The organism is Muricoprocola aceti (assembly GCF_025567005.1).
In the GTDB taxonomy this organism is placed as follows: Bacteria; Bacillota; Clostridia; order Lachnospirales; family Lachnospiraceae; genus Marvinbryantia; species Marvinbryantia aceti.
This window is the reverse complement of record NZ_JAOQKE010000030.1, coordinates 1-23,937: the sequence shown is the minus strand read 5'-3', so window position 1 is coordinate 23,937 and position 23,937 is coordinate 1. Positions and strand designations below refer to the sequence as shown.

Sequence of the window (23,937 nt, the reverse complement as noted above, 5' to 3'; positions counted from 1 at the left end):
CCAATAATGTCCTTCCGAAAGAAGGGAATTCCGCTTCTGAAAACAGGGAATTTTCCTTCTGATTTTTAGGAATTCTTGTTGACAAAACACAGATTATATAGCAGTGACCCTGTATCTATGGTAGAATAAATTCATCCATAGATGCCCGGTCACAGAGGTATGGATACCTCGGAAAGGAGATTTTATGAAGAGACCGGACAACAACAAAATAACAGCACTTTACGAGAGACTGTCACGAGATGATGAACTGAATGGAGACAGTAACAGCATTGTAAACCAGAAGAAAATGCTTGAAAAGTATGCCAAAGAACAGGGGTTTACGAACCTTGCTCACTATACCGATGATGGGTATAGCGGCACAAACTTTGACAGACCGGATTGGAAGCAATTGACTGCTGACATTGAAGAAGGAAAAATCGAATGTGTTATCGTCAAGGATATGAGCCGAATCGGCAGAAATTATCTGGAAGTAGGCTTTTATACAGAGGTTCTGTTCCGAGAAAAAGGCGTCCGCTTTATTGCTATTTCCAATGGTGTTGACAGCACGCATTCTGAATCCAATGAATTTGCACCATTCTTAAACATTATGAATGAATGGTATGTGCGTGATACCAGCAGAAAAATCAAGTCTGTACTTCGCAATAAAGGTATGGAAGGCAAGCATCTGACTTCTAATGCCATCTACGGATACAAAAAAGACCCGGAAGATAACAACCACTGGCTTGTTGATGAAGAAGCCGCTGCTGTGGTAAGACGCATTTTCCAGTTGATTATTGAAGGGAATGGACCGATGCAGGTTGCGAGAATTCTTACAAACGAAAAGGTTGAACGTCCTTCCTACTATCTTGCAAAACAAGGACTCGGTACTTGCAGAGGTAAATGCGATATGACAAGACCTTATTCGTGGACAGCTACCACTATCACAGACCTCGTATCAAAACCGGAATACATGGGGCACACAGTTAATTTCAGAACCTTCAAGGAATCATACAAGGACAAGCATTCCCAATATGCTAATCCGGAGGACTGGCTGATATTCAGAGATACGCAGGAAGCTATTGTTGATGAAGACACCTGGTATATGGTTCAGAAAATCAGAGAGACCAAGCACCGCCCAATCGCACAGGGCAAAGCAAATCCATTGACCGGACTCATGTTTTGCGCAGATTGTGGTGCTAAAATGTTCAACCACCGCACAAAAGGCTATGAGAAAAAGGATAAGGATGGAAATCCGACCGGTAAATATACCAATGCACAGAATAATTACACCTGCTCTACCTACAGCAAGGCAAAGGGACATTTTGAAAACAAATGCTCCCAACACCACGTAAGAACAGATGTGGTCAGAGACCTGATTTTGACAACACTGCAATATACGGCAAGCTATGTCAAAGAACATGAGGATGAATTTCTGGAAAAGGTTAGAAAATCCAATGTTCTGAAGCAGGAATCAGATACGAAGGCTCTCACAAAAAAGATTGCAAAATCTGAAAAGAGGGTTACTGAACTTGATCATCTGATAAAACGTATTTATGAAGATAATGTATCCGGGAAGCTGTCGGATAAGCGTTTTGAATTGCTGTCTGCTGATTACGAAAAGGAACAGGCGGAATTAGAAGAATTCCTTACTTCTGCCCGAGAGCAGTTAGCCACAGCAAAGGAAGAAGCTTCCAATGTCGATAAATTCATCGCACTGGTTCATAAGTACACAGATTTTTCTGAACTGACCACACCAATGATTCACGAATTTATAGACAGAATTGAAGTTCACGAAGCTGACAAGTCAACAGGGGAACGCACACAGGAAATCGACATTTATCTCAAATATGTAGGCAAGCTGGATGTTCCAATGCCAGAACTGACACCGGAAGAATTAGCCGAAGAAGAACGGAAACGTCGCAAGCGTGCGTGGAATCGAACCTACAACCGACGCAAAGCTGAGAAAGAACGTGCTGAAAAAGAAAAAGTAGCTTTAGAAGCTGCAACAGATACTGACAAATCTAAAAAGGGAGCATAGGCAACTGCCGGAAACTCCCATTACATAAGGGTTTCAAGCCCACTTCTAAAAATATCCCTATGAAAGCGCAACATGGCTGTGTCTGAGATCATGCACCCGGATTTTTTTCACACCGCTTGCTTTGCATCCTCTTTCCATTTCATGGTTCAGATAATACTTAGTTACAGGGAAAATACGGTCATCCGGCTGCAGGCTGTAATATAACTTCAAACAATCCTGCATTTCGTCACATAAGAACTTTGGCATAGTTACAGTACGGACACTGTTCTTTGTTTTCGGAGTGCTGATCACATCTTCTCCCTTTAAACGCTGATAGGATTTGTTGATCCGCAACGTTCTCTTCTGGAAATCGAAATCCGCAGGAGTTAAAGCCAAAAGCTCCCCGGATCTGATTCCGCACCAGTACAATAACTGGAACGCATAGTAGGAAAGTGGTTTATCCATCATTTCTTCTGAAAACTGTTTATACTCTGCCTTTGTCCAGAAGAGCATTTCCTTGCTTTCTTCTGAGCCGATTGTGCCAGCTTTCCTTGCCGGATTCATGCTAAGATCATAAAACTTGATCGCATGGTTGAAAATCGTACTCAACTGTCCATGGATTGTTTTCAGATAAGTAGGGGATAAAGGTTTTCCTTTCCTGCTTGTCAATTTGCGAAGCTCATTATGCCAGTCCAAAACATCCTTTGCGGTGATTTCTGACACCTTTCTTTTTCCCAGATAGGGTAAAATCTTGGACTTGATAATATTTTCCTTTGTAAGCCAGGTACTCTTTTTCAGCCTTGGTCTCACATCTTCCTCATATAATTTGCAGAAGCTCTCCAGTTCCATATCCATACTGGCTTTCTTCTGGAGTATGAACTGCTGCTCCCACTGTGCAGCTTCTCTTTTTGTTGCAAATCCTCTTTTGCATTTCTGCTTACGTTCGCCGGTCCAGTCCTGATACCGTACCATAACGTACCATGTGTTATTGCTTTCAGTCTTGTAAATTGCCATTCTTAATTCCTCCCATCGTTTGATCTCGTTCCGTAGAACTGTTCGTAAAAATACTTCCGGTCAACTTTTCCTGCAATTGTCTGGCATCCCATCGCCTGTAATTCCCTGTTCAGCCTTTTCATCAGCTTATAAGCGTAGGATTCCGATACTTCCAGAACTTCCATGACCTCTTTTACATTCATAAACATTTTACTCATTGTAAAATCCCTCCTTCGTTTCTCACTATACATTTCTGTATAGTCCGTATGATACTATACTTTTTTGTATTGGTCAAGTGTTTCAAAACAAAAATTCTATACTTTTTTGTATGGTTTCTCCTTGTCTGTACTATACATATATGCTATACTCAATTTATCAAGTAAAAGACAGGAGATATGAGCATGGCAATAGGAGAAAGAATTCATCATTTTCGACTTCTGCGTGGATTCACGCAGAAATATTTAGGTCAACAGCTGGGATTCAGCGAATCACAGGCTGATGTCCGCATTGCACAGTACGAAAAAGGCTCTCGCAGTCCAAAGGAAAACTATCTGAATGCACTGGCTGACATTTTTGAGGTCTCCCCTCATGCACTCGCTGTACCGGACATTGACAGTTATGTTGGGCTGATGCACACCTTATTTACATTAGAAGACCTTTACGGACTTCATATTGGAGAAATTGACGGAGAACTCTGTCTCCGGCTGGATAAGTCCAAAGGAACCACCTACCTTTCTATGTTTGATATGTTCTACGCATGGCAGGAACAGGCAGAAAAACTAAAATCCGGGGAGATCACCAAAGAAGAATATGACCAGTGGCGGTACAATTACCCGAAAAAAACAACATAAAAACCAACGAAAAAAGGCCTTACCAAATTGATTTCACTCAATTCAGTAAGACCTTTTTTGTTGGTTTCACACATATTACCTGACAACCACCGGATTGCTGATAAATACTACCTAAATATCCGGTGTTATCATTTTGTTATCAAATAGAACTTCTTGTGCCCGGAAATGCCCTGTTTATAAGGGTTTCCAGAATTTTTTCATTATTCAAACTCAATCGTTCCAGGTGGCTTACTGGTCAGATCATAGAATACTCTGTTTACGCCTTTGACCTCATTAATAATTCTGCTCATCACAGTCTGTAGTACTTCCCATGGGATTTCTGCTGCTTCTGCAGTCATGAAATCGATGGTCTTTACTGCACGAAGTGCAACTGCGTAGTCATAAGTTCTCTCATCACCCATGACACCTACGGAACGCATATTGGTCAGGGCTGCAAAGTACTGGTTGATCTCCTGATCCAGACCTGCCTTTGCGATCTCTTCACGATAGATGTAGTCTGCATCCTGTACGATGCGAACCTTTTCAGCGGTAACTTCACCGATGATACGGATCCCCAGTCCCGGTCCCGGGAATGGCTGACGGAATACCAGTTCACGCGGAATGCCAAGTTCCAGACCTGCTTTTCGCACTTCATCTTTGAACAGGTCGCGCAATGGTTCGATGATTTCTTTGAAATCTACGAAATCTGGTAATCCTCCTACGTTATGGTGAGACTTAATCACTGCGGATTCTCCGCCCAGACCACTTTCTACCACATCCGGATAGATGGTTCCCTGTGCCAGGAAGTCTACTGCACCGATCTTTTTCGCTTCTTCTTCGAAGACACGGATGAATTCCTCGCCAATGATCTTTCGTTTCTGTTCTGGTTCGGTTACACCTGCCAGCTTGTTATAATATCTTTCCTGTGCATTGACACGGATAAAGTTCAGATCGAACTGTCCCTGCGGTCCAAAGACAGCTTCTACTTCGTCTCCTTCGTTCTTTCTTAAAAGGCCGTGATCTACGAATACGCAGGTAAGCTGTTTTCCAATAGCTCTGGACAGAAGCCCTGCTGCCACGGAGGAATCCACACCACCGGATAATGCCAGAAGTACTTTTCCGTCTCCGACCTTTTCACGGATGGCTTTTACAGAACTCTCTACGAAAGAATCCATTCTCCAGTCTCCTGCACATCCACAGACTCCACGTACGAAGTTGTACAGCATCTTAGTTCCTTCCTGTGTATGAAGTACTTCCGGATGGAACTGGATCGCATAGAGGTGTTTCTTTTCATTTTCTGCTGCTGCTACCGGACAGTCTGCTGTGTGAGCTGTGATCTTAAATCCTGGTGCAATTTTAGAAATATAGTCAAAATGACTCATCCAGCAGATGGTAGATGGAGATACGTCTCCAAACAGGCGGGATGTGGTGTCTACAAAGACTTCGGTCTTTCCATATTCACGTACCTCGGCACGTTCTACCTTTCCGCCAAGGATATGCTGCATCAGCTGTGCGCCGTAGCACAGTCCCAATACCGGGATGCCCAGTTCAAACAATTCCTTTGTGTAAGTTGGTGAATCCGGTTCATAGCAGCTGTTCGGGCCACCGGTCAGGATAATTCCCTTCGGATTCATGGCTTTGATTTTTTCAATATCTGTCTTGTAAGAATAAATCTCACAATACACGTTGCATTCACGTACTCGTCTGGCAACCAGCTGATTATACTGTCCGCCAAAGTCTAATACAATGACATTTTCTCTCTGCAAGATATTCCCTCCTGTTCTCTCAAATCTTTTTTTATTATAAGATAGCATACCGTTTTTTACAATGCCTATTTTTTGTGATTTCTCACACTGCCATCTGTTCCCATTTTCCCCTTCGATACCGGATCACATAACAGAGCGCCCGGAATGCCCAGTCGATGGTCATAGCTACCCAGATACCGAATACTCCCATATGCAGCCATTCTCCTAACACATAGCTGAATGCAATGCGGAAGATCCACATAGAAGCAATGGCAATCCACATAGTGGCTTTCACGTCATTCGCTGCACGCAGAGTATTCGGTATGGAGAAGGATAATGGCCAGATCAGTATTGCACAAAGGTCGTGATAAATAATGATCTGTCTGGTCATCTCAGAAGTTACATCTGACAGATTGTAAACTTTTAATATCATTGGCAGTAAACAATACAACGCAATACTTACTCCTATCATACAGGTATATACCAGTTTTAAAAGCTTCACCGTATAGTAGCGTACCTGATCATATCGTTTTGCCCCCACACACTGGGCTGCCACCGTCAAAATGGCAAAGTTGATGGCCATTCCGGGAAGGATCTGAAACATCGCAATGGTATTGGATACTGCATTGGCCGCAATGGATGCCGTGCCAAAGGTCGATACCAGGCTGAGTACCAGAATTTTTCCCAGCTGGAACATCCCATTTTCCAGTCCATTTGGAACGCCCACATGAAGAATCTTTCGAATCAGTGGTCCGTCAAAATGCCACTGGATCTTCTTGGACATATGTACCGGCTGATTCTGCCTGCGCAGCAACAGGATCATGATCAGCGCTGCAATCATTCTGGAAACCAGAGTTGGAATTGCTGCACCCGCTACTCCCATTTTCAGGCCATAGATCAGAATCCCATTTCCAGTGATATTTATGGCATTCATAATGAGAGAAGTAATCATGGCAATCTTGGAATTGCCCGTTGCACGGAAAATAGCTGCTCCTCCATTATACAATGCGATAAATGGAATCGATGCAGATACGATCAGCAGATAGGTTCTGGCATTTGCCATAACATCTGGTTCGATTTTTCCAAATACCTTGCCAAGGATCAGGTTCTGACACAGATAAACACATCCCATAATGACAAGGGATGACACCAGTATGAACAAAACCAGCTGATCAGCTGCCTTGCTTGCTTTTTCTTCATTCTTCTGACCGATATAATGTCCTGCCGCAACCGCACCTCCGGTCGCCAGTGCTGCAAAAATATTGATCAACAGTACCATTACCGTATCTACCAATGATACCCCCGACACTGCTGCCTCTCCTACACTGGCTACCATTAGACTGTCCGCCATGCCAACCATGACCGTTAGAAGCTGTTCGATTACCAATGGAAAAATCAGCTTCTTTAACTGTTGATTTGAAAACAACAATTCCGTTTCCGGAATGTTTCTTTTTTTCACTCTTCTTTTCCCCCTCATTTCTTTCCTTATTATCATATTTTCACATATTTTCTGTAATTGCAAGAGCTAATTCAAAAAGCCATGAACATCCCGTCGATATTCATGACTTCTCTTATTCATCTTCTATATTTTATAAAGTATCTCCCGTATCTGCCTCCATTCTTCCGCCAGTCGATCCATTTGCCAGGCCGCATTTGCCGGACTGGTAGATGGCAGCTTAATCATTTTTCGCTGTATCTGTGGATAAGCGTACTTCTGATATAGTTCATAGGCCTTGCCGCCATTTCCATAGATCTGCTGAATCGGTGCATGCTCCAGAATCTGATTCAGGTCTGCAGGCACCACATTTTTGATCGAACTGTCACTGGAACCAATGATATCACACTCTGCAATTACGTCCCAGACTGCGATATGATGAGCCAGCAAAAACGCTTTCTTTTCTTCTATGGTATCCGGCACTTTTTTGCTCTCGCAGATCCGTGCAAGCAGCTTCCAGAACCGGTTCTGTGGATGTCCATAATAAAAGTTCTGTTCACGGGATTTCACAGATGGCAAGGTTCCCAGAATGAGTATCCGGGATGTACTGTCAAATACCGGATTAAATTCATGTCTCACATGTGTATACTGTTCTTTCTCCATGTTTCCTTTTTCCTTTTCCACTATCATCGGTTCTTCATACAGCCTGCCTCTGCAAAACTACTTACATCAGTCCCTGAATCACCAGAATCAATATCAACACCGGCAATATAAACTGGAAATATGGTTTTAAGAACTTGCCAAACTTCAGTCCTTCCCCATCGTTGCATTCTTTCATGTAATTATCAAATCCCCATCCGTATTTTGTCACACAGAATAACAGATAGATCAGCGAGCCGATCGGCAGCAGCAGATTACTTACAATAAAGTCTTCGGAATCCAGCACATCTCTGCCTCCGATCAGATGCAGATCACTCCAGATATTATAACCGAATACACATGGCAGGCTGGCAATCAGGATAATCGCTCCATTGATCAGTACCGCTTTCTTTCTCTCCATGCCGAACATATCTACCCAGAAAGAAATAATATTTTCAAATACCGCCATAACGGTTGAAAAACTTGCAAAGGTCATAAACAGGAAGAATAAGGTTCCCCAGATTCTTCCACCTGCCATGTTAACAAATACATTCGGCAGAGTCACAAAGATCAGGGATGGACCTGCATCCGGCTGCACTCCAAAGGAGAAACATGCCGGAAAGATAATCAGTCCTGCCATAATTGCTACAAAAGTATCCAGCAAACTGATCCGTACTGCTTCGCCTGGAAGAGAGTGCTCTTTTCCCATATAACTCCCAAAGATCTCCATCGCTGCTATACCAAGGCTTAAGGTAAAGAATGATTGATTCATAGCCGCCGTAATGACTTTGCCAAATCCTACTTCTCTGACTTTATCCAGGCTTGGTATCAAATAAAAACTGATTCCCTCTTTTGCTCCTGGAAGCATACCGCTGTGTACCGCCAGTACCAGAATTAATACCAGAAGTACCATCATCATGATCTTACTGATCTTTTCAATACCATTCTGAAGCCCCTGACTGCAGACTACAAATCCAAGGATCACTGTCACAGCCATCCAGCCTGCCATCTCCATCGGGGAAACCAGCAGATTGCTAAATACGCCGCCTACTGCATCTGCACTCATGCCTGCCGGGAACACACCTGCTGCAAATTTGAAGAAATAGCTGAGCATCCATCCGGATACCGTTGTGTAATACATCATCAGTATATAACAGCCCAACATACAGAACCATCCATGGATATGCCATTTGCTTCCCTGTTTTTCCAGTGTCTTATAGGCCAGTACAGCGCTCTTGCGACTGCCTCGTCCAACAGCCAGTTCCATGGTCAGTACCGGCACACCCATAATAAACAGAAAGAGCAGATACAACAGTACGAATAATCCTCCTCCATTTTGTCCGACTACATATGGAAAACGCCATACATTTCCAATTCCAATCGCACATCCTGCACTGACCAGTATAAATCCCAGTCTTGACTTAAATCCTTCTCTTTTCATCTTTTTCCTCTCTTTTTCTGTTCAAAATCCTTTAGTGCCTGAAGCGCTTCTTTTGACAGCGGATAAAGTGCCATCAGATTAAATATGGTCATCAGACCGATTCCCACATCTCCCAGATCCCATACAATCGTATATGCCTGAAGCCCACCGATAAATAACATTACCAGCGCCAGCACCTTATACCCGGTCTGCCAGCACCACTTATCTCCGAATAAATAAGAAACATTGGATCTGGCATAGAATAAAATGCCAATAAATGTGGAAAAGCTGAATAATGCCAGGGTAATGGCGATGAAAATCACGCCAAAGCTTCCCAGATGATAGTTCATGGCACATTGCAGCAGATCCATTCCCTGCAAACCTGCCGATACATTCTCCGGAACCAGCAGCATCAGCATAGCCGTGCAGCTACAGATCACAATGGTATCAATAAACACACCCAGAGCCTGCACCAGACCTATCTTAACCGGATCGGAAGATTCCGCTGCTGCTGCTGCGCATGGTGCAGAGCCAGAACCTGCTTCATTGGAAAACAGTCCTCTCTTGACTCCATTCATCAGAACCGTTCCAAATCCACCAGCTACAGCCTGTCGTACACCAAAAGCTTCCTGAAAAATATGCTTGAACACCGTTGGCAACTCTGTGATATTCAGGCAGATGGTCACAAGTGTAATCACAAAATAACACACTGCCATTACCGGAACCATGATATCCAATACCTTCACCGTTGCATTTTTTCGAAGTACAATCATCGCTGCCAGCACTACCAGCGCCACTGTAGTGACAATGGTCGGTATCTGAAATGCATTATAAAATGCAGAGCTGACAGAATTACTGATTACCTGGCTGATACCGAACCAGCAGATCAGACCAGACAGGGCAAACAGTACCGCCATCACAGAATAGCGCATTTTTTTCTTATGAATGCGTTCTGACAAGCTATGGATATAATAGGCCGGACCGCCCCTATATCCTCCGTATAATGGATCCTTCTCCTTGTACATCTGTGCCAGCGTAGCTTCCACAAATGCAGTAGACGAGCCCAGAATTGCGGTCACCCACATCCAGAATACCGCACCTGCACCTCCGGCTGAAATAGCCGCTACTACCCCAACCAGATTTCCCATACCCACTCTGGTGGCTGTAGACACAACCAGAGTCTGCCAGGATGACAGGCTCCCTTTTGTCTTATTCTTCTCCCCCAGTGCCTGAATCATATCCGGGAATAACCGGATCGGCAGACATCTGGTTCGGATCGTAAAATAAATCCCCGCCGGAATCAACAAAATGACCAGCAGTGAAATTCCTATAGTACCCCCGCCAATGGGAATATGCAGAAGATCCCCCCATAAAAAGGAGTAGACTCCTTCGATTAATTTAACCATTCACTTCCTCCATCTTACAGTTCATCGTAATCATCCGGAATACTGATGCCCAGTTTTTCACACCGCTCCGGCACGTAGCATTTCTTTACCTGTTCCGCCTGACGAACCGCCATCTGCGAAACATCTGCTCCATTTTCCAATATGTCTACAGCCATCTCACCGGTAATCTGACCAAGTTCATAATAGTCAATGGTGAGTGTAGCGATTCCACATCCTTCACAGACACCTTTTTCTCCACAAATGACCGGTACTTCTGCCGGTTCACAGATGTTATTGATCAGCTCAGCATTACTTGCTGCCGTATTATCAGTCGGAATGTAGATCACATCACAGTTTTCTGCTGCTGTCGTAGTAACGGATGCAATATCATCCGTTCCGGTAAAAGTGTACTCCTTCACTTCCGCCGTACAACCAAGTTCTTCCAGACTGGACTTGATGATATCTGTCTGATATCTGGAATTCGGCTCTGCGGAACAATACAAAATGCCGATCTCTTTTGCATCCGGAATCAGCTCCATGACCATCTCCGCCTGCTGCTGAAGCGGTGCACAGTCTGAGGTACCGGACACATTCGACCCGGTCACCCCGGTCCAGTTGTCCAGATCCAGTGCTGCCGGATAGTCTGTCACCGATGTTCCAAGAACTGGTATACTATCCGTTGCAGATGCCGCTGCCTGCAGTACCGGTGTAGAATTCGCCAGTATCAGATCCACATCTTCGGAAACAAATGCATTGATTACCGTCACACAATTCGACAATTCTCCGGATGCATTCTGCACATCAAAAGTCCCCTGATCTCCCAGCTTCTCTGAGACATAGTCCTGAAAGCCTTTCGTTGCCTCTTCCAGTGCCTCATGCTGTGTCAGCTGGCAGATTCCGATCTTGTAAGATCCCTCTGCCGAAACTGCAGAAGCCATCATTCCGGTTGCCGCCAGCCCCATCAGAGCCATCATTTTCCACTTTTTATTCATACTGCTCTCTCCCCTCTTTGCATTCTTCTCATTGCGCCATACATTGTACTTCTCAATGGCAATGTCGATAAAAGTATACCACATTTTTTCTATCTGTGATAGAAATAGAAGTAAGTTTTCGTATTATTAAGTAAGAAGCAATAATTTTATAAATATTTCATTTTACTATCATCTTCTTCTGGTTTAAAATGGCTATATTGTGAAACAATAAAAAAACAGCCATTGGGGACGGAGAAAAATGGCTTTTTTCCTGTCCCTTCTGGTTCCGAATCTCGTTTTATCTGACAATATTTACAGGAGATGATGATTATGTGTACAGCAGCAACTTATCAGACCAGAGGCTTTTACATGGGGCGCACCCTGGATTATGAATTTTCTTACGGCGATGAGATCACCATAACACCGAGAAACTATCCGTTTCATTTTCGCCATATGGGCGATGTGATCTCACATTATGCCATGATCGGAACGGCACATGTGGCAGGAGACTATCCGCTCTACTACGATGCAATGAATGAAAAAGGTCTGTGCATGGCCGGACTGAATTTTGTCGGCAATGCAGTTTTTCAGGAATTGTCCGACTCCCGTGATAATGTAGCCCAGTTTGAATTTATCCCATGGATCTTATCTCAGGCAGCTTCTCTTGCTGAAGCCCGTGAGCTTTTAACCCGTATGAGCCTGACCGGCACTTCATTCAGTCCTGAGCTCCCTACCGCTCAGCTCCACTGGATGATTGCAGATAAAACAGGTGCTCTGACCGTAGAATGCATGGCTGATGGGATGCATATCTATGAGAACCCTGTAGGAGTTCTGACAAATAATCCACCGTTTGATAAACAACTGTTTCACTTGAATGATTTTATGCATTTGTCAGCAAAGCAGCCGGAAAATCACTTTTCGCCGGATCTGAATCTACAGACTTACAGCCGTGGAATGGGTGCACTGGGTCTTCCGGGAGATCTTTCCTCTGCTTCCCGTTTTGTTCGTGTAGCATTTACAAAAATGAATTCCCGTTCCGGAGATTCTGAAAGTGAAAGTGTCAGCCAGTTCTTCCACATTTTAGGATCTGTAGATCAGCCGCGTGGCTGCTGCGAAGTAGCCGAAGGTAACTATGAAATTACCCTCTATACTTCCTGCTGTAGCGCGGACACAGGAATCTACTATTATACCACATACGAAAATCATCAGATCTCCGGTGTGGACATGTATCGTGAAAATCTGGACAGTGATACACTGATCCGTTATCCGATGCTCAGTAACGAACAGATTCATATGCAGAATTAAACAGTGGGGCAGGCTGTCCGATAACATCGGATAGCCTGCCCCCACTCCTGCCTTCACACCAGGAAAACCCTGACCTTTTTACAGAAATATTTTTTTCAGTTCTTCCACCGTCTCTGCAATTTGTCCGGCTCCGGCTGCTTCCAGCTCTGCTCTGCTGCCATACCCATAGAGCACACCAATCGAATCCAGTCCGTTTTCTTTTGCTCCCAGAATATCATATTCCCTGTCACCGACCATCACGACATTTGTCACATCTGTAATACCGGCCTTTTCTAACGCATAACGGATAACATCTGCTTTTTCGACCCGCTTCTCATCCATACTGGCACCGGCGATCAGATCAAAATATTGCTCCAACCGGAAATGCTTCATAATCTCTCTGGTAAACGGCTCCGGCTTAGATGTTGCCAGAATGATGTTTCTTCCACTTTCTTTCAAATAATTTAAAATCTCCGGAATTCCCCGATATACTTCATTTTCAAAAAGTCCTTTGTCCTGATAATATTCTCTGTAATATATCACACCTTTTTCGCATTCCTCAGGCGTAAATCCATAATATCTGGAAAAGGAATCCTTCAGTGGCGGCCCTACAAACACATTCAGTTCTGAATGGTCCTTTACCTGTATTCCAAATTTATCTAACGCATATGCCACTGCATTGGTGATACCCAGTCCTGAATCTGTCAGTGTTCCATCTAAATCAAATAGTACAATCTGATACATCTTTCTTCCTCCACGTTTCTTCACGAATGGAGTCATTTTATCATACTTTCTCAGATCTGTCGATGCAGATACTTCTCTCTGGTAGCCAGTCCCCCACGAATATGCCGCTCTGACTTATTCACATCCAGCACCTTTCTCGCACAAAGTGCAAGCGCATGGTTGACCTGTGGAAGTCGTTCTGTTATATCTTTATGTACCGTAGACTTGCTCACCCCGAACTTTTTTGCCGTCTGTCGTACTGTCGCATTTGTCTCCACAATGTATGTGCCAATCTCCACTGCCCGTTCCTCAATATAATCTTTCACGGATAAGCCTCCAGAGATGTTGTTTTTACAATGTATGCAGATACAAAATATAAGTATGTTATTTAATTAAAAAAAGCCAGTAGGGATAGGCCATTTACTCCGTCCCCATTGGCTTCTCATAAATTATTTCTTTGCAATCACAAACCAGGTCGCGGCATGTTCCTCATGCCCCTCCAGTAACTGATCTGTACATGTTACGTCGGAAAATCCGGCTCTCCTTAATTCTTCCATTATCCACTCTGACGAATAAATCCGTTCCTGAATTTTTTCCGTATTAACCAACTGCTCTCCCTCATATAAATCCGTCTGAAGAGTTACAAAGCCTTCCTGTGGATGACGAATCTGAAACTGCAGTCTTTTTCCCTCCAGTTCTCCCAGCTCCACCGGTTCACATTCCTCTGCTTCCCCCTCACGAAGAAGATCAAAGAGAAAATAACCGCCCGGATTCACATAAGAATATACATTTCGAAATACAGCTTTTACCTCTTCCGGCTCCAGGATGTGATTCAGGGCATCACAGGTACTCGTTACCAGATCATATGATTTTTCCGGTTTCCAGGTGACCATATTTCCCTGTTCAAATCGAAGCTGGGGATATTTCTCCTTCGCCATGGCAATCATTCCATGAGAAAGATCCATCCCATGTGCCTCTATACCATGCTCCTGCATAATGCTGCAAAGTATACCGGTTCCACATCCCAGATCCAACATATTTTTAACAGTTATCCCCTTTTCTTCTATCCATTTCAACAGCAATTGTGCAAAACTTTCCGGATAATAATTCCATCCAAATGCATCATATACTTTACTGAATATCTCACTGTACATATCTGTTCCTCTCTCATTTTATATCATTTCTCGTGTCAGGTCTTTCACCCACTTATATTTTTTATAATGATAGATGACCCACGGAATCTTTCCCACTTCATCCAGACAGGTACAAGCATACACCACCTCCACCGGCCAGTGAAATACAAAGGCTCCCAGTGCCGCCACCGCTTGCCAATCCATTACACATACAACATACCAGGTCACGCACTACAGATGCTATCGAATTGGCTGCTGCCGCATCTGTTCCCATATGTCCCATAAAAGCAGTATAAGAAGTAAATCCCACGCCCCAGAGCAGAGCTGCGCCAATCATCGGTAACAGGCAGCGCACAAAATCTCCTGTAAGGACAGGATAGGCTTTCCATAATCCTGCCAGATTCAGACGAATATACCCTTTTCGCAGCGACAGACAAACACAGCATGCCAGTTCTGTCACACGGGCAATCAACGTAGCCAATGCCGCCCCCTGAACTCCCATTGCAGTTATTCCGAAGCCTCCGAATATCAAAATCCAGTTCAGAATAATATTGAGCACCACAGCCGCGGAACTGATTTTTGCAGCATCTGCCGTATGGTCTGTCACTTTCAGTATCACAAGATAACACTGGGAAATTCCTGTCAGCAGATAAGACCAGCCTGCGATCCTGAGATAATCTGCTCCGATGGCAATCAGTTCCGGTTCATTCGTAAACAACACCATCAGATGTTCCGGTACACATATACAGCCCAGGAAAAATACAAACGATGACAAAAAACAGAACCTTACACTCAGGCAAAAAATTCTGCCAATGGTCTTTTTATCTTTTTTTCCCCAATACTGTGCTCCCAAAATTGAGACCGCTGCCGTAACAGATGAAATAATCATATTTTGAATAAACTGAATCTGAGATGCCAGCATCAGGCTTTGAATCATAATCGGTACTGCCAGCTTTCACAACTGACTGTTAAAAAATTTATCTGAAAAAATCTTGCTTTTCATATGGTATTCCTTTTCTTCTTTTATTCTCTGCAGTGATCCACTGTCTGTCCAAATTGCCATTGCCTTCCATTTGAGTATACACAAAAAAATCTGACTCTACAATCATTGTCTCTTTTTCTTTTCTCTGATCAGTGATAAAATAGTAAGAAAAACGGGAGGAATTCTACTCATGGATATTTTTACAAGTAAGAAAAAACTGGGATTTGGCCTGATGCGTCTGCCGCTTCTGGATGCCAACGATGCAGCCAGTATTGATATAGAGCAGACCAAACAAATGGTAGATGCTTTTCTGAAAAATGGATTTACTTATTTTGATACCGCATGGATGTATTGCGGATTCAAAAGTGAAAATGCAACAAAAGAGGCTCTGGTAGACCGTCATCCTCGTAACAGCTACACTCTGGCCACCAAGCTCCATGCCGGATTTATAAAGACCAAAGAAGATCGGGACAAAATCTTTGAGGAGCAGAGAAAGAAAACCGGCGTTACTTACTTCGATTATTATCTGCTTCACGATATGGGTGTGGATCATTATGAAATCTATGAAAAACTGGACTGTTTCCACTGGCTGGCCGAGAAGAAGGCTCAGGGTCTGGTAAAACATATCGGATTTTCCTTCCATGATAATGCCGATGTGCTGGACAAAATCCTGACTGCACATCCGGAAATGGAATTCGTACAGCTTCAGCTGAATTATCTGGATTGGGACAGCGTGGGCATTCAGTCCCGTAAATGTTATGAAGTTGCTGCCAGACATGGCAAGCCAGTCATCGTTATGGAGCCGGTAAAGGGCGGTACTCTGGCAAAAGTTCCGGAAAATGCAGAAGCTGCTTTCAAAGCTTACCATCCGGATATGTCTGTTCCATCCTGGGCCATCCGTTTTGCTGCCAGTCAGCCAAATGTCAAAATGGTCTTAAGTGGCATGAGCAACATGGCACAGCTGATGGACAATATGAGCTACATGAAGGATTTCCAGCCAATGAACGAAGAAGAACTTCAGATCGTAAAAAATGCCGTAGACATGATCAATTCCAGCATCACGATTCCATGTACCGGGTGCTCCTACTGCACCGATGGCTGTCCACAGAATATCGCTATTCCAAAATACTTCTCGCTGTACAACGCAGATAAACAGGAAACTGCGGAAAAAGGCTGGAAACCACAGGGCGAATACTATCAGCGTCTGACTCAGACTTTTGGAAAAGCCAGCGACTGTCTGGAATGTGGCCAGTGTGAAGGCGTCTGTCCACAGCATCTGCCGATTATCCAATACCTGAAAGATGTAGCCGAATATTTTGAAAAATAAGTCATAAAACAGTAACACTCCTGCTGATTCGATTCTCTATGATCCAATCACACAGGAGTGTTTTTCTATCTTTTATTCCAATCTTTTTTCAAAATGCTGATAATCTTTGGGATTCGTCCAGCTTCCGCCCCAGGTAAAGCCGTGATCGGTAAAAGCCTGCCAGCAGATATCACCTTCTTTGATCTCGTGTGCATCCTCCAGCGAGCGATCCATATATTCCAGTGCATTTTCATGATCACAGTCATAGGTTCCATCTTCTTGCAGTGTCAGATATGGATTCTGCTGTAGATTAATGTCGATGGCGCAGCCATAGGCATGTCTGGAAAGATTCTCTCCTCCTGTCACTACACGATAGCAAAAAGCTGAGGTATTATTGTGATCGATAGAATTCGTATCTGCCTGATCCGGATCCTCATTCACCCAGTAATCGTCAATCAGGTGCATAGATGCAATCTCATACTCCGCATCATACAGCTCCTGAAAAATCTCCAGAACTTCATCTGCCAGTTCTGCATTCACAATCAATTCCCCGGTCTGTATTTTGTGGTCAAAATCATAATGAGATATTTGCAGATAACGGAGATCCTTCAAAGAAATATTCTCGTTTTCCTGATATGATTTTCCATTGATGCGGTTATAAATTTCGTCACCATATGTAATCTCAGACGATATAAAAACAGGTGCGTCTGCTTCCGTTGCCTGCACAGATGAGCGGGATATTCCTAGAAATATACCGGTCAGTATCAATATGTAGATGGTAAACCTTTTTTCCATTGTACTCTTACACATTCTTTCCGCAACACTTTTTATATTTTTTCCGTTCTTCTCTTTCATTATATTCTAGCAAAATGGAAGATCTTCTTCATCCCATAACAGTTCATCGTCATCATCCATATCTGCGTATTCTGAAAAATAAGCTTCCAGCTTCTGATCATATGCTTCTAATGCTTCTTCCATCTGTTCGTGTTTCTTCGTATCTCCAACCTTTTCATAAAATCTGGACGCTGCTGTAAACATAATATCATTGTCATCACAGCAGATCATTCCGTCTGGTATGAATTTCTCTATTAACTCTCGGGCCTTATTTTGTTCACTGTTCTTCATATATGCGTAAACACCTGCGGTAGCTGCTACGATATTCTCCGACTCTTTTTCTATCCATTTGTCACAGAATTCTGCCGCTTTCTGTACTTATCCCAGAGCATTTAATGCCCCGACCTTGCGGAATTTCAGATCGGATCCGGTGCAAACTGAGGATCTGTTTTTCTCTCTTCCAGAACAAGCTCTTTCAATAACTCAAATCCATTCTGCCAGCAGGAATCATCTTCTTCCGCTCCGATCATATTCTCATAACATTTTTCTGTCAGTTTCTGAAATGATTTCCATTTCTTATTCATCGCCGGTCTCCTTCCCATTTTCGCCTTTCCTTGTCCAATCCTTACATCACAAATAATTTACAGACTATATCTTGTTCCTCTTCCTTTACCAGTTACCCTGATATAATCTTTTTCTTTTAAGTGATCGATCAGTCTTAGCACCTTTGATTTCGTGTAGCCAGTTGCTTTCGCAATCTCGCTGCTTGATAACTGTTCCCCATTTTCCAACGCAGCTATTACTCTGGCTTCATCACCTGTAACATGATACTGGTTCGTTATCACAGGTAATGTTACGCTTATTACATGATCTGTAATTTCAAACTTCGGCTTTACTTTTGCATTGTTATACGCTAATAAAATACGCCTTACCCCTGTTCCGAACATTTCAATATAATGCATTCTGAAAAATATATTCCCAAGTATAGGATTTCGCAGGCAGGAAATATCTCCATTTACATATTCTTCTGCTGTTATACCTCTTGGCAGTCCCCCTGGAGATTTAATTTCTATTTTGTCTGAAAATAAAGATATTCGAATATGTGCATTCATACTCCAGTCACGATGAATTAGAGCATTCGCAATAGCCTCACGATATGCAGTCTCAGGAATCAAATCCACTTTCTTTCGTTCTATTTCAGATATTTCTTCATATTGATAATATCTTTTTATCATATCAATTGCTGCATCGTATTGTTTTAATATAGAAGTTCCTGCTATCGTTTCTCTATCCCTTATTTCATTTATGGAATTTCCAAATCGGGCAATATCTATCCCATAAAAACTATTTTCGTCTGCCAGTAATGCAGCGGCATTATTATACTTTTGGTTTTTCGTAAAAAGCCCAAGGGTACGTAATATGTCTTCCGAGACAGCATTGAGATTTAACTTCTCCATCAATTTATCTGTCAGTTCCTGAAAAGTCAAATTATCTTTTCCATAGGGCAGTTCTTCAAAATATAAATTACTTCCCAGTAAAACCAACTCCTTCAATTCTGCCTGATCTACTTCAATGAAAGCTGTGTCGCTTCTTCTATACGCTTTCCCTTTATATAAATAAGGCTTGTACTGTCCTTCATAAACCATCAGTCTGATTGTCTGTTTGATCTCATCTATCTCTATTTCAAAATCTGGTTTTGGGGTAATGCTGTCATTTATTTTATTTTCTATATCTAAACATACCTGTTCAAGGTTATCTATTCCACATACTGACCCATCATCATTCACACCGAATAATATTTCCCCATCTCCAAAATTACTATACGCACTAACTGTTTTTAAAAATGAATTTGTGATTGCACTCTTAAATTCCAAACATTTACTTTCTTTCATTTTTCACTCCAAATACGTTTCTTTTATCGTATCATTCATGCCACGTAAATGCAACGTATTTTTTTTCGTTTCATTTTCGTTTCAAACGCAAATACTAAATATCCATAATATAAACCGGAAAGTCCTCCTGCTTGTCTTTATCCTCTTCGCCTCGCTTTGCATCTTTATGCCGTTTTTCATAATCTTCTCTAATTGGCGCACAACTGTAAAATAATGCCTCATCCATTTCACGTTTACTTCCGGATTTGCGAAACGCCGATATAGTCGTGGAAAGTACCTGAAAATTCAGCTGAGTTCCTTCTTTGTCACACTGATAATTCATTGCTCTGTCTGCGCCAATCCCGAATCTGTCTGCTGTTTTAATCGCATCTATATTTGCCCCCAGAAATAAAAATTCCCAGCCATATTTTTCTTTTTCCTTTTCCACCATCTTCTTCACTTTATGACAGGTATAGCTATGGCTGGCATTTTCCATCCCATCCGTGGTAATGATAAACAAGGTCTTCTCCGGTCTGTCTTCCTCTCTGGAATACTTATGTACATTTGCAATATGATGAATTGCGCCTCCAATCGCGTCCAGAAGTGCTGTGCAGCCTCTCACATAATACTGTTTTTCATTCATTGGTTCCACTTTCTCAACAGGTACTCTGTCATAAAGGATTTCGGTCTTATCATCAAACAGCACTGTGGAAATATACGCCTCCCCTTCTTCCTTTCGCTGTTTCTCAATCATAGAATTGAAACCACCAATCGTATCTTCTTCAAGCCCTCTCATGGAACCGCTTCTGTCTAAAATAAAAACTACTTCTGTTAATCCTTTACGCATAATCTCGTCCTCCTTCACAATAATCGCTAAATCTTGTTTTCTTTTGATGGACTCATTATACACAAAAAATTTTTCAGACCTGTCGCTCTCCAAACGACTCTATGAAATGATACATGGCAATCCATGTTCTTCCAGCTGAATATCCAGTTCAATCATATCGTATATTCCATTTTCAATAAAATAGGAAAAAATAATATCCGTTTTGTCACAGGGCGACAGTGCATACCCAGCTCTGGCAAGCAGATCCCTGGTCTCGTCCATGTTTAGTTTTGCACCTATACATAAGCATAATGCTGTCAGCTTATTCGGATGATAACTGGCATTGTTCTTGATCTTTGAGAATACCTTCCGGTCAACAATCGCTCGTTTCCAGACCTCTGCATTTTCCATGTTTCTTTCCTGAATCAAATACATCAGATACTCTGAAAATGTATCCGACATATGCCTCATTCGCTCTTCCAGCCTGCTTTCATGCACCGTCTCAAAATCCGAAAGCATGGTGGATTCATATTCGCATACATCTTCTAATCCACTAGATTTCTTTGATGTTTTTTCTGCTTCCTGTGCTGCTTCGAAAAATGGGAGTCTGTTTAATCTTCGCTGTGTCTCACGATTTCTTCTCTCGTCACCATATTCTTCTTTTCTGGCCTCTTCCACATAATTGCAATCAATGTAGGCTTCCAGATCCGGATAAATCTTTTCTCCCAGATGCGTTGCCTTTCCATCAAACACAACCAGATAGATCTCCATCTCATTTTCAAGGAGAAAGGCATGAATCTCATCTGCTGCAATCCTGATTCCTTCTTCTTTGGGGTAACCAAAGCCACCGGTGGATATCAGTGGAAAAGATATGGATGCGATTCCTTTCTCTTTTGCCAGCTGCAGACTTTTCCGATAACAGGCACGAAGCTTTTTTGCTTCCCCCTGTGCCCCTCCTCTATAACGTGGACTCACTGCATGGATAATGTACTTTGCCTGAAGCTGAAAGCCCGGCGTAAGAAATACTTCTCCCTCTTCTGCATATCCGATATGCTCTCTGCGATAATTCAAAAGTTCCTCATAACCGGCCGCTTTGTAAATCGCACTGTCACAGCCAGTTCCAACAGTCGGATAATCATTCGCTGTATTAACAATTGCTTCTGTATTCATCTTCGTAATATCATTACGAACTACTTTAAATGGCATAGATGGTACCCTCTTTAGATTCCGTTTGTCTTGAAAAGAAAACGGAGATATCCATCCCCGTTTTCTTTGCTGTCTTTCTTTTGTCTGCGCTGTTTTCTTCCTCTAAATTTTACAGTTTTATTTTATTTTTCTGCTTCTAATCTGGCAAGTTTTTGACGCAGTTCTGCTAATTCTGTCTCTGCTTCATCCGCTCGTTCTTTCTCTCTTGCAGTATTCCTTCGTTCAGCCTGTATGTCCATCTTTTCTGTATGTTCAAATAAGATTCCCATACCACGCCCTCCTATCTCGCCCATCAGCTCCCGGGCTTCTTCATTTGGAACATTCATTTGCTTTAATAATGCCCACAGTACTTTTTGATTTGGAGGTGTGTTTCATTGAAACCTATTAACATCGGCAGTCATTCCGCCTATCAGGAACATGTCCTGACTCAACTTCGTAAATATTATCCGAATGCTACAACTTCCCTGTCTTCTTCTACCTGGCAGATCCTTGATAAATTTTGGAATCTTGACCTGTCACAAGTTGATAAACTTATGCAGGATCGATATTCTGTTTTTGGCCCTGCGCCAAGACTTCCTTCCGATATGCTTCGCGCTATCCTTGTTTCTGTTGAATTTAAAATAACTTTCTACACAAGGTTAGTTTCTGACTTAAAGGAAAATCACCTTCACACCATTATTTTCGGCTTTTATGTTGGCGATACTCCTGGTGTTGGTACCTTTTATGACTTTCACAGACGGCTCTGGTTATCTTCTGACAAGAATCTGACTAATGCATTTCATCCGCCTAAGGAAAAACCACTGAAACCAAAAGGGAATGAAGAAAAAGCTGCTCATGCCGAAAAACTTACCGTTGCTGAACTCTTTCAACAGTTTGAGAAAAATCCACCCGCTGATATGGCTCCCTGCGCAAAACTCTGGGAGATTTTCAATACTTTTTTCCTTCAAACTCTTCCGGGCCGGGACTTGTCTCTTTAAAATTCCTTGCCTTAGCCGGTGATGGAACTCCTGTTTATACTTCCGCTCAGGAACGGAAAACAAGAACCTGCAATTGTCTCGAAAACGGGATTCGTGATTGTAAATGCAACCGTATCTATCATCAGTCGGACTGTGATATCGGGTGGGACTCTCACCGCAAGCGTTATTACTTTGGATACAACTTATATATGCTGACTGCTTCTGATTCTGAGAATGACCTGCCTGTTTTTCCTTTTCTGAGTCCTGCTTCAAGGCATGACTCACACTTTTTTTATACAACTGGTTTTCGATGAAAAAGATGCTTCCTGATGCAACGGTTACTAAGCTGCTTCTGGATTCAGCACATGATGCAATGCCTTACTATGATTACTGCAAAGCAAACAATATCACGCCTTTTATTGATCTGAACTGGAAATGTGGCAGACCTCCAGTCTATAAAGATTGATATCTCCATAAACAGTGACGGGATTCCTTTATGCCCTAAGGGATTTCCTATGAAGCGAGCCGCCGTTGAACCAAGAAAAGGCCGCATCAAATATCGTTGTCCTAAGATTACAGCCAAAGGCGGTACACCTCATTGCACTTGCACGGAACCTTGTTCTGATGCAAAGTATGGTAGAAATGTTCATCTTGTATTAAAGGATAATCCAAGACTCTTCAATACCCCTCCACGTGGCAGTGAGGAATGGAAGCTGGAATATAATGCAAGAACATCTGCAGAACGGTGTAACAAACGTGAAAAATAGACTATAAATTAGAAGACGGCAGATACCGCTCATCTATGATGTGGTACTGCCGCCTGTTCGTCATCATGATGTGTCAACATCTTGATGCATGGACTTTGCCAAAGACTTCCCGCTTAAAAGATCTCTTTGAGCAAGCCGCTTAATTTCATAAGTAATACCATTACAATCCATGTTTGACGCAAGGTCTATAAAAGTGCGCCAATTTTTATCATTTATTACTTTTCTCGTCCGTTCTGGATAATATTTACTTTTCAAGGTTCATCCGACCAGTGAATCTTAATCGGAACGCTCATGATTTCGAGAGCCTATATGTACTTCCTCTGCCAGTTCTATTCCATTCTCATCCCCAAGTTCTATGTCAAGAAATAACGCTTCCATCGGCTCGCCTTCATAATTTAACAGGCTTTCTCTATCTGGGAAATATTGGATATCGATATCCAGCGATGCCTTTTTTCTGTATTCTCCTATGATATAACTGGCCTTTCTTTCCCATATTTTGTCATCATCACAGATCCCAATTATCATCTCTGTTCCTTCTCATTCTGTATGGTAGTGTCAAAAAACTACCTGTTTTTATTGTTCTAAAATCCTTTAAAACCTTGATTTATTGGAGGTTTACAAATAAAAAGAGCATT

The 23,937-nt window shown here is 42.6% G+C and carries 25 protein-coding genes and 1 pseudogene; 6 read left to right on the top strand and 20 right to left on the bottom strand.

What is annotated here, in order from left to right:
• Positions 1 to 184: 184 nt before the first annotated feature.
• On the top strand, positions 185 to 2,017 hold the full coding sequence (locus tag OCV47_RS15015; protein WP_235250899.1) for a recombinase family protein: 1,833 nt from the start codon (positions 185 to 187) through the stop codon (positions 2,015 to 2,017).
• A gap of 57 nt (positions 2,018 to 2,074) precedes the next feature.
• On the opposite strand, the gene OCV47_RS15010 is transcribed toward OCV47_RS15015, so the two are convergent.
• Entirely contained in the window at positions 2,075 to 3,010 is a 936-nt protein-coding gene (locus OCV47_RS15010; protein ID WP_262655862.1) for a site-specific integrase, read from the bottom strand.
• A gap of 2 nt (positions 3,011 to 3,012) precedes the next feature.
• Positions 3,013 to 3,207 carry a hypothetical protein gene (locus OCV47_RS15005; RefSeq protein ID WP_005611072.1) on the bottom strand — a complete coding sequence of 65 codons (195 nt, stop codon included), beginning with the start codon at positions 3,205 to 3,207 and terminating at the stop codon, positions 3,013 to 3,015.
• Between the two features lie 183 nt (positions 3,208 to 3,390).
• On the opposite strand from OCV47_RS15005, the pseudogene OCV47_RS15000 reads away from it, so the two are divergent.
• Positions 3,391 to 3,837: pseudogene (locus OCV47_RS15000) on the top strand (helix-turn-helix domain-containing protein); the annotation flags it as partial.
• Between the two features lie 203 nt (positions 3,838 to 4,040).
• Here the strand turns inward: OCV47_RS15000 and guaA are convergent.
• The 6 genes from guaA to OCV47_RS14970 all read right to left on the bottom strand — a co-directional run bounded on the left by guaA (position 4,041) and on the right by OCV47_RS14970 (position 11,435).
• Entirely contained in the window at positions 4,041 to 5,585 is a 1,545-nt protein-coding gene (guaA, locus tag OCV47_RS14995) for a glutamine-hydrolyzing GMP synthase (protein WP_262655861.1), read from the bottom strand.
• A gap of 82 nt (positions 5,586 to 5,667) precedes the next feature.
• Entirely contained in the window at positions 5,668 to 7,041 is a 1,374-nt protein-coding gene (locus OCV47_RS14990; RefSeq protein ID WP_262655860.1) for an MATE family efflux transporter, read from the bottom strand.
• Positions 7,042 to 7,146: 105 nt separating this feature from the next.
• Positions 7,147 to 7,662 (bottom strand): DNA-deoxyinosine glycosylase, encoded by a 516-nt coding sequence (locus OCV47_RS14985; protein WP_117449630.1) that lies wholly within the window; start codon positions 7,660 to 7,662, stop codon positions 7,147 to 7,149.
• 61 nt (positions 7,663 to 7,723) lie between these two features.
• Positions 7,724 to 9,079 (bottom strand): sodium-dependent transporter, encoded by a 1,356-nt coding sequence (locus OCV47_RS14980; protein WP_262655859.1) that lies wholly within the window; start codon positions 9,077 to 9,079, stop codon positions 7,724 to 7,726.
• Entirely contained in the window at positions 9,076 to 10,464 is a 1,389-nt protein-coding gene (locus OCV47_RS14975) for an alanine/glycine:cation symporter family protein (protein ID WP_262655858.1), read from the bottom strand. The genes OCV47_RS14980 and OCV47_RS14975 overlap by 4 nt, the downstream gene beginning before the upstream one ends.
• 14 nt (positions 10,465 to 10,478) lie before the next feature.
• Positions 10,479 to 11,435 carry an ABC transporter substrate-binding protein gene (locus tag OCV47_RS14970; protein ID WP_262655857.1) on the bottom strand — a complete coding sequence of 319 codons (957 nt, stop codon included), beginning with the start codon at positions 11,433 to 11,435 and terminating at the stop codon, positions 10,479 to 10,481.
• Between the two features lie 309 nt (positions 11,436 to 11,744).
• Here OCV47_RS14970 and bsh point away from each other — a divergent pair, with 309 nt between their 5' ends.
• Positions 11,745 to 12,719 carry a choloylglycine hydrolase gene (bsh, locus tag OCV47_RS14965; protein WP_262655855.1) on the top strand — a complete coding sequence of 325 codons (975 nt, stop codon included), beginning with the start codon at positions 11,745 to 11,747 and terminating at the stop codon, positions 12,717 to 12,719.
• A gap of 78 nt (positions 12,720 to 12,797) precedes the next feature.
• Here bsh and OCV47_RS14960 read toward each other — a convergent pair whose 3' ends face one another.
• From OCV47_RS14960 to OCV47_RS14945, 4 genes are all read right to left on the bottom strand, one after another.
• Positions 12,798 to 13,442 (bottom strand): HAD family hydrolase, encoded by a 645-nt coding sequence (locus tag OCV47_RS14960; RefSeq protein WP_262655854.1) that lies wholly within the window; start codon positions 13,440 to 13,442, stop codon positions 12,798 to 12,800.
• A gap of 50 nt (positions 13,443 to 13,492) precedes the next feature.
• Positions 13,493 to 13,747 (bottom strand): sporulation transcriptional regulator SpoIIID, encoded by a 255-nt coding sequence (spoIIID, locus tag OCV47_RS14955; protein ID WP_256297225.1) that lies wholly within the window; start codon positions 13,745 to 13,747, stop codon positions 13,493 to 13,495.
• A gap of 123 nt (positions 13,748 to 13,870) precedes the next feature.
• The gene (locus OCV47_RS14950) at positions 13,871 to 14,575 is read right to left on the bottom strand and encodes a class I SAM-dependent DNA methyltransferase (RefSeq protein ID WP_262655853.1); all 705 of its coding nucleotides are present in this window, start codon (positions 14,573 to 14,575) and stop codon (positions 13,871 to 13,873) included.
• 97 nt (positions 14,576 to 14,672) lie between these two features.
• Positions 14,673 to 15,491: an MATE family efflux transporter gene (locus OCV47_RS14945; protein WP_262655852.1), complete on the bottom strand. Its 819-nt coding sequence runs from the start codon at positions 15,489 to 15,491 to the stop codon at positions 14,673 to 14,675.
• Positions 15,492 to 15,726: 235 nt separating this feature from the next.
• Here OCV47_RS14945 and OCV47_RS14940 point away from each other — a divergent pair, with 235 nt between their 5' ends.
• Positions 15,727 to 16,863: an aldo/keto reductase gene (locus OCV47_RS14940; RefSeq protein ID WP_262655851.1), complete on the top strand. Its 1,137-nt coding sequence runs from the start codon at positions 15,727 to 15,729 to the stop codon at positions 16,861 to 16,863.
• Positions 16,864 to 16,935: 72 nt separating this feature from the next.
• On the opposite strand, the gene OCV47_RS14935 is transcribed toward OCV47_RS14940, so the two are convergent.
• From OCV47_RS14935 to OCV47_RS14905, 7 genes are all read right to left on the bottom strand, one after another.
• Positions 16,936 to 17,637: a M15 family metallopeptidase gene (locus OCV47_RS14935; RefSeq protein WP_262655850.1), complete on the bottom strand. Its 702-nt coding sequence runs from the start codon at positions 17,635 to 17,637 to the stop codon at positions 16,936 to 16,938.
• 66 nt (positions 17,638 to 17,703) lie between these two features.
• Entirely contained in the window at positions 17,704 to 17,967 is a 264-nt protein-coding gene (locus OCV47_RS14930; protein ID WP_262655848.1) for a hypothetical protein, read from the bottom strand.
• Positions 17,968 to 18,092: 125 nt separating this feature from the next.
• A complete protein-coding gene (locus tag OCV47_RS14925; RefSeq protein WP_262655847.1) occupies positions 18,093 to 18,260 on the bottom strand; it encodes a hypothetical protein in 168 nt (55 codons plus the stop codon).
• A gap of 57 nt (positions 18,261 to 18,317) precedes the next feature.
• Positions 18,318 to 19,568, bottom strand: a complete 1,251-nt coding sequence (locus tag OCV47_RS14920) for an ATP-binding protein (protein WP_262655846.1) — start codon at positions 19,566 to 19,568, stop codon at positions 18,318 to 18,320.
• 94 nt (positions 19,569 to 19,662) lie between these two features.
• On the bottom strand, positions 19,663 to 20,394 hold the full coding sequence (locus OCV47_RS14915) for a vWA domain-containing protein (RefSeq protein WP_262655845.1): 732 nt from the start codon (positions 20,392 to 20,394) through the stop codon (positions 19,663 to 19,665).
• Between the two features lie 99 nt (positions 20,395 to 20,493).
• On the bottom strand, positions 20,494 to 21,579 hold the full coding sequence (locus OCV47_RS14910) for a macro domain-containing protein (RefSeq protein ID WP_262655844.1): 1,086 nt from the start codon (positions 21,577 to 21,579) through the stop codon (positions 20,494 to 20,496).
• A 122-nt stretch (positions 21,580 to 21,701) separates the two neighbouring features.
• Positions 21,702 to 21,848, bottom strand: a complete 147-nt coding sequence (locus tag OCV47_RS14905) for a hypothetical protein (RefSeq protein WP_262655843.1) — start codon at positions 21,846 to 21,848, stop codon at positions 21,702 to 21,704.
• A gap of 105 nt (positions 21,849 to 21,953) precedes the next feature.
• Here OCV47_RS14905 and OCV47_RS14900 point away from each other — a divergent pair, with 105 nt between their 5' ends.
• Together OCV47_RS14900 and OCV47_RS14895 are read left to right on the top strand one after the other, a co-directional pair.
• Complete coding sequence (locus OCV47_RS14900) at positions 21,954 to 22,556, top strand: hypothetical protein (protein WP_262655842.1); 603 nt, start codon at positions 21,954 to 21,956, stop codon at positions 22,554 to 22,556.
• A gap of 289 nt (positions 22,557 to 22,845) precedes the next feature.
• Complete coding sequence (locus OCV47_RS14895; RefSeq protein ID WP_262655841.1) at positions 22,846 to 23,001, top strand: hypothetical protein; 156 nt, start codon at positions 22,846 to 22,848, stop codon at positions 22,999 to 23,001.
• Between the two features lie 577 nt (positions 23,002 to 23,578).
• Here OCV47_RS14895 and OCV47_RS14890 read toward each other — a convergent pair.
• A complete protein-coding gene (locus OCV47_RS14890; RefSeq protein WP_262655840.1) occupies positions 23,579 to 23,827 on the bottom strand; it encodes a response regulator in 249 nt (82 codons plus the stop codon).
• Positions 23,828 to 23,937: the final 110 nt, after the last annotated feature.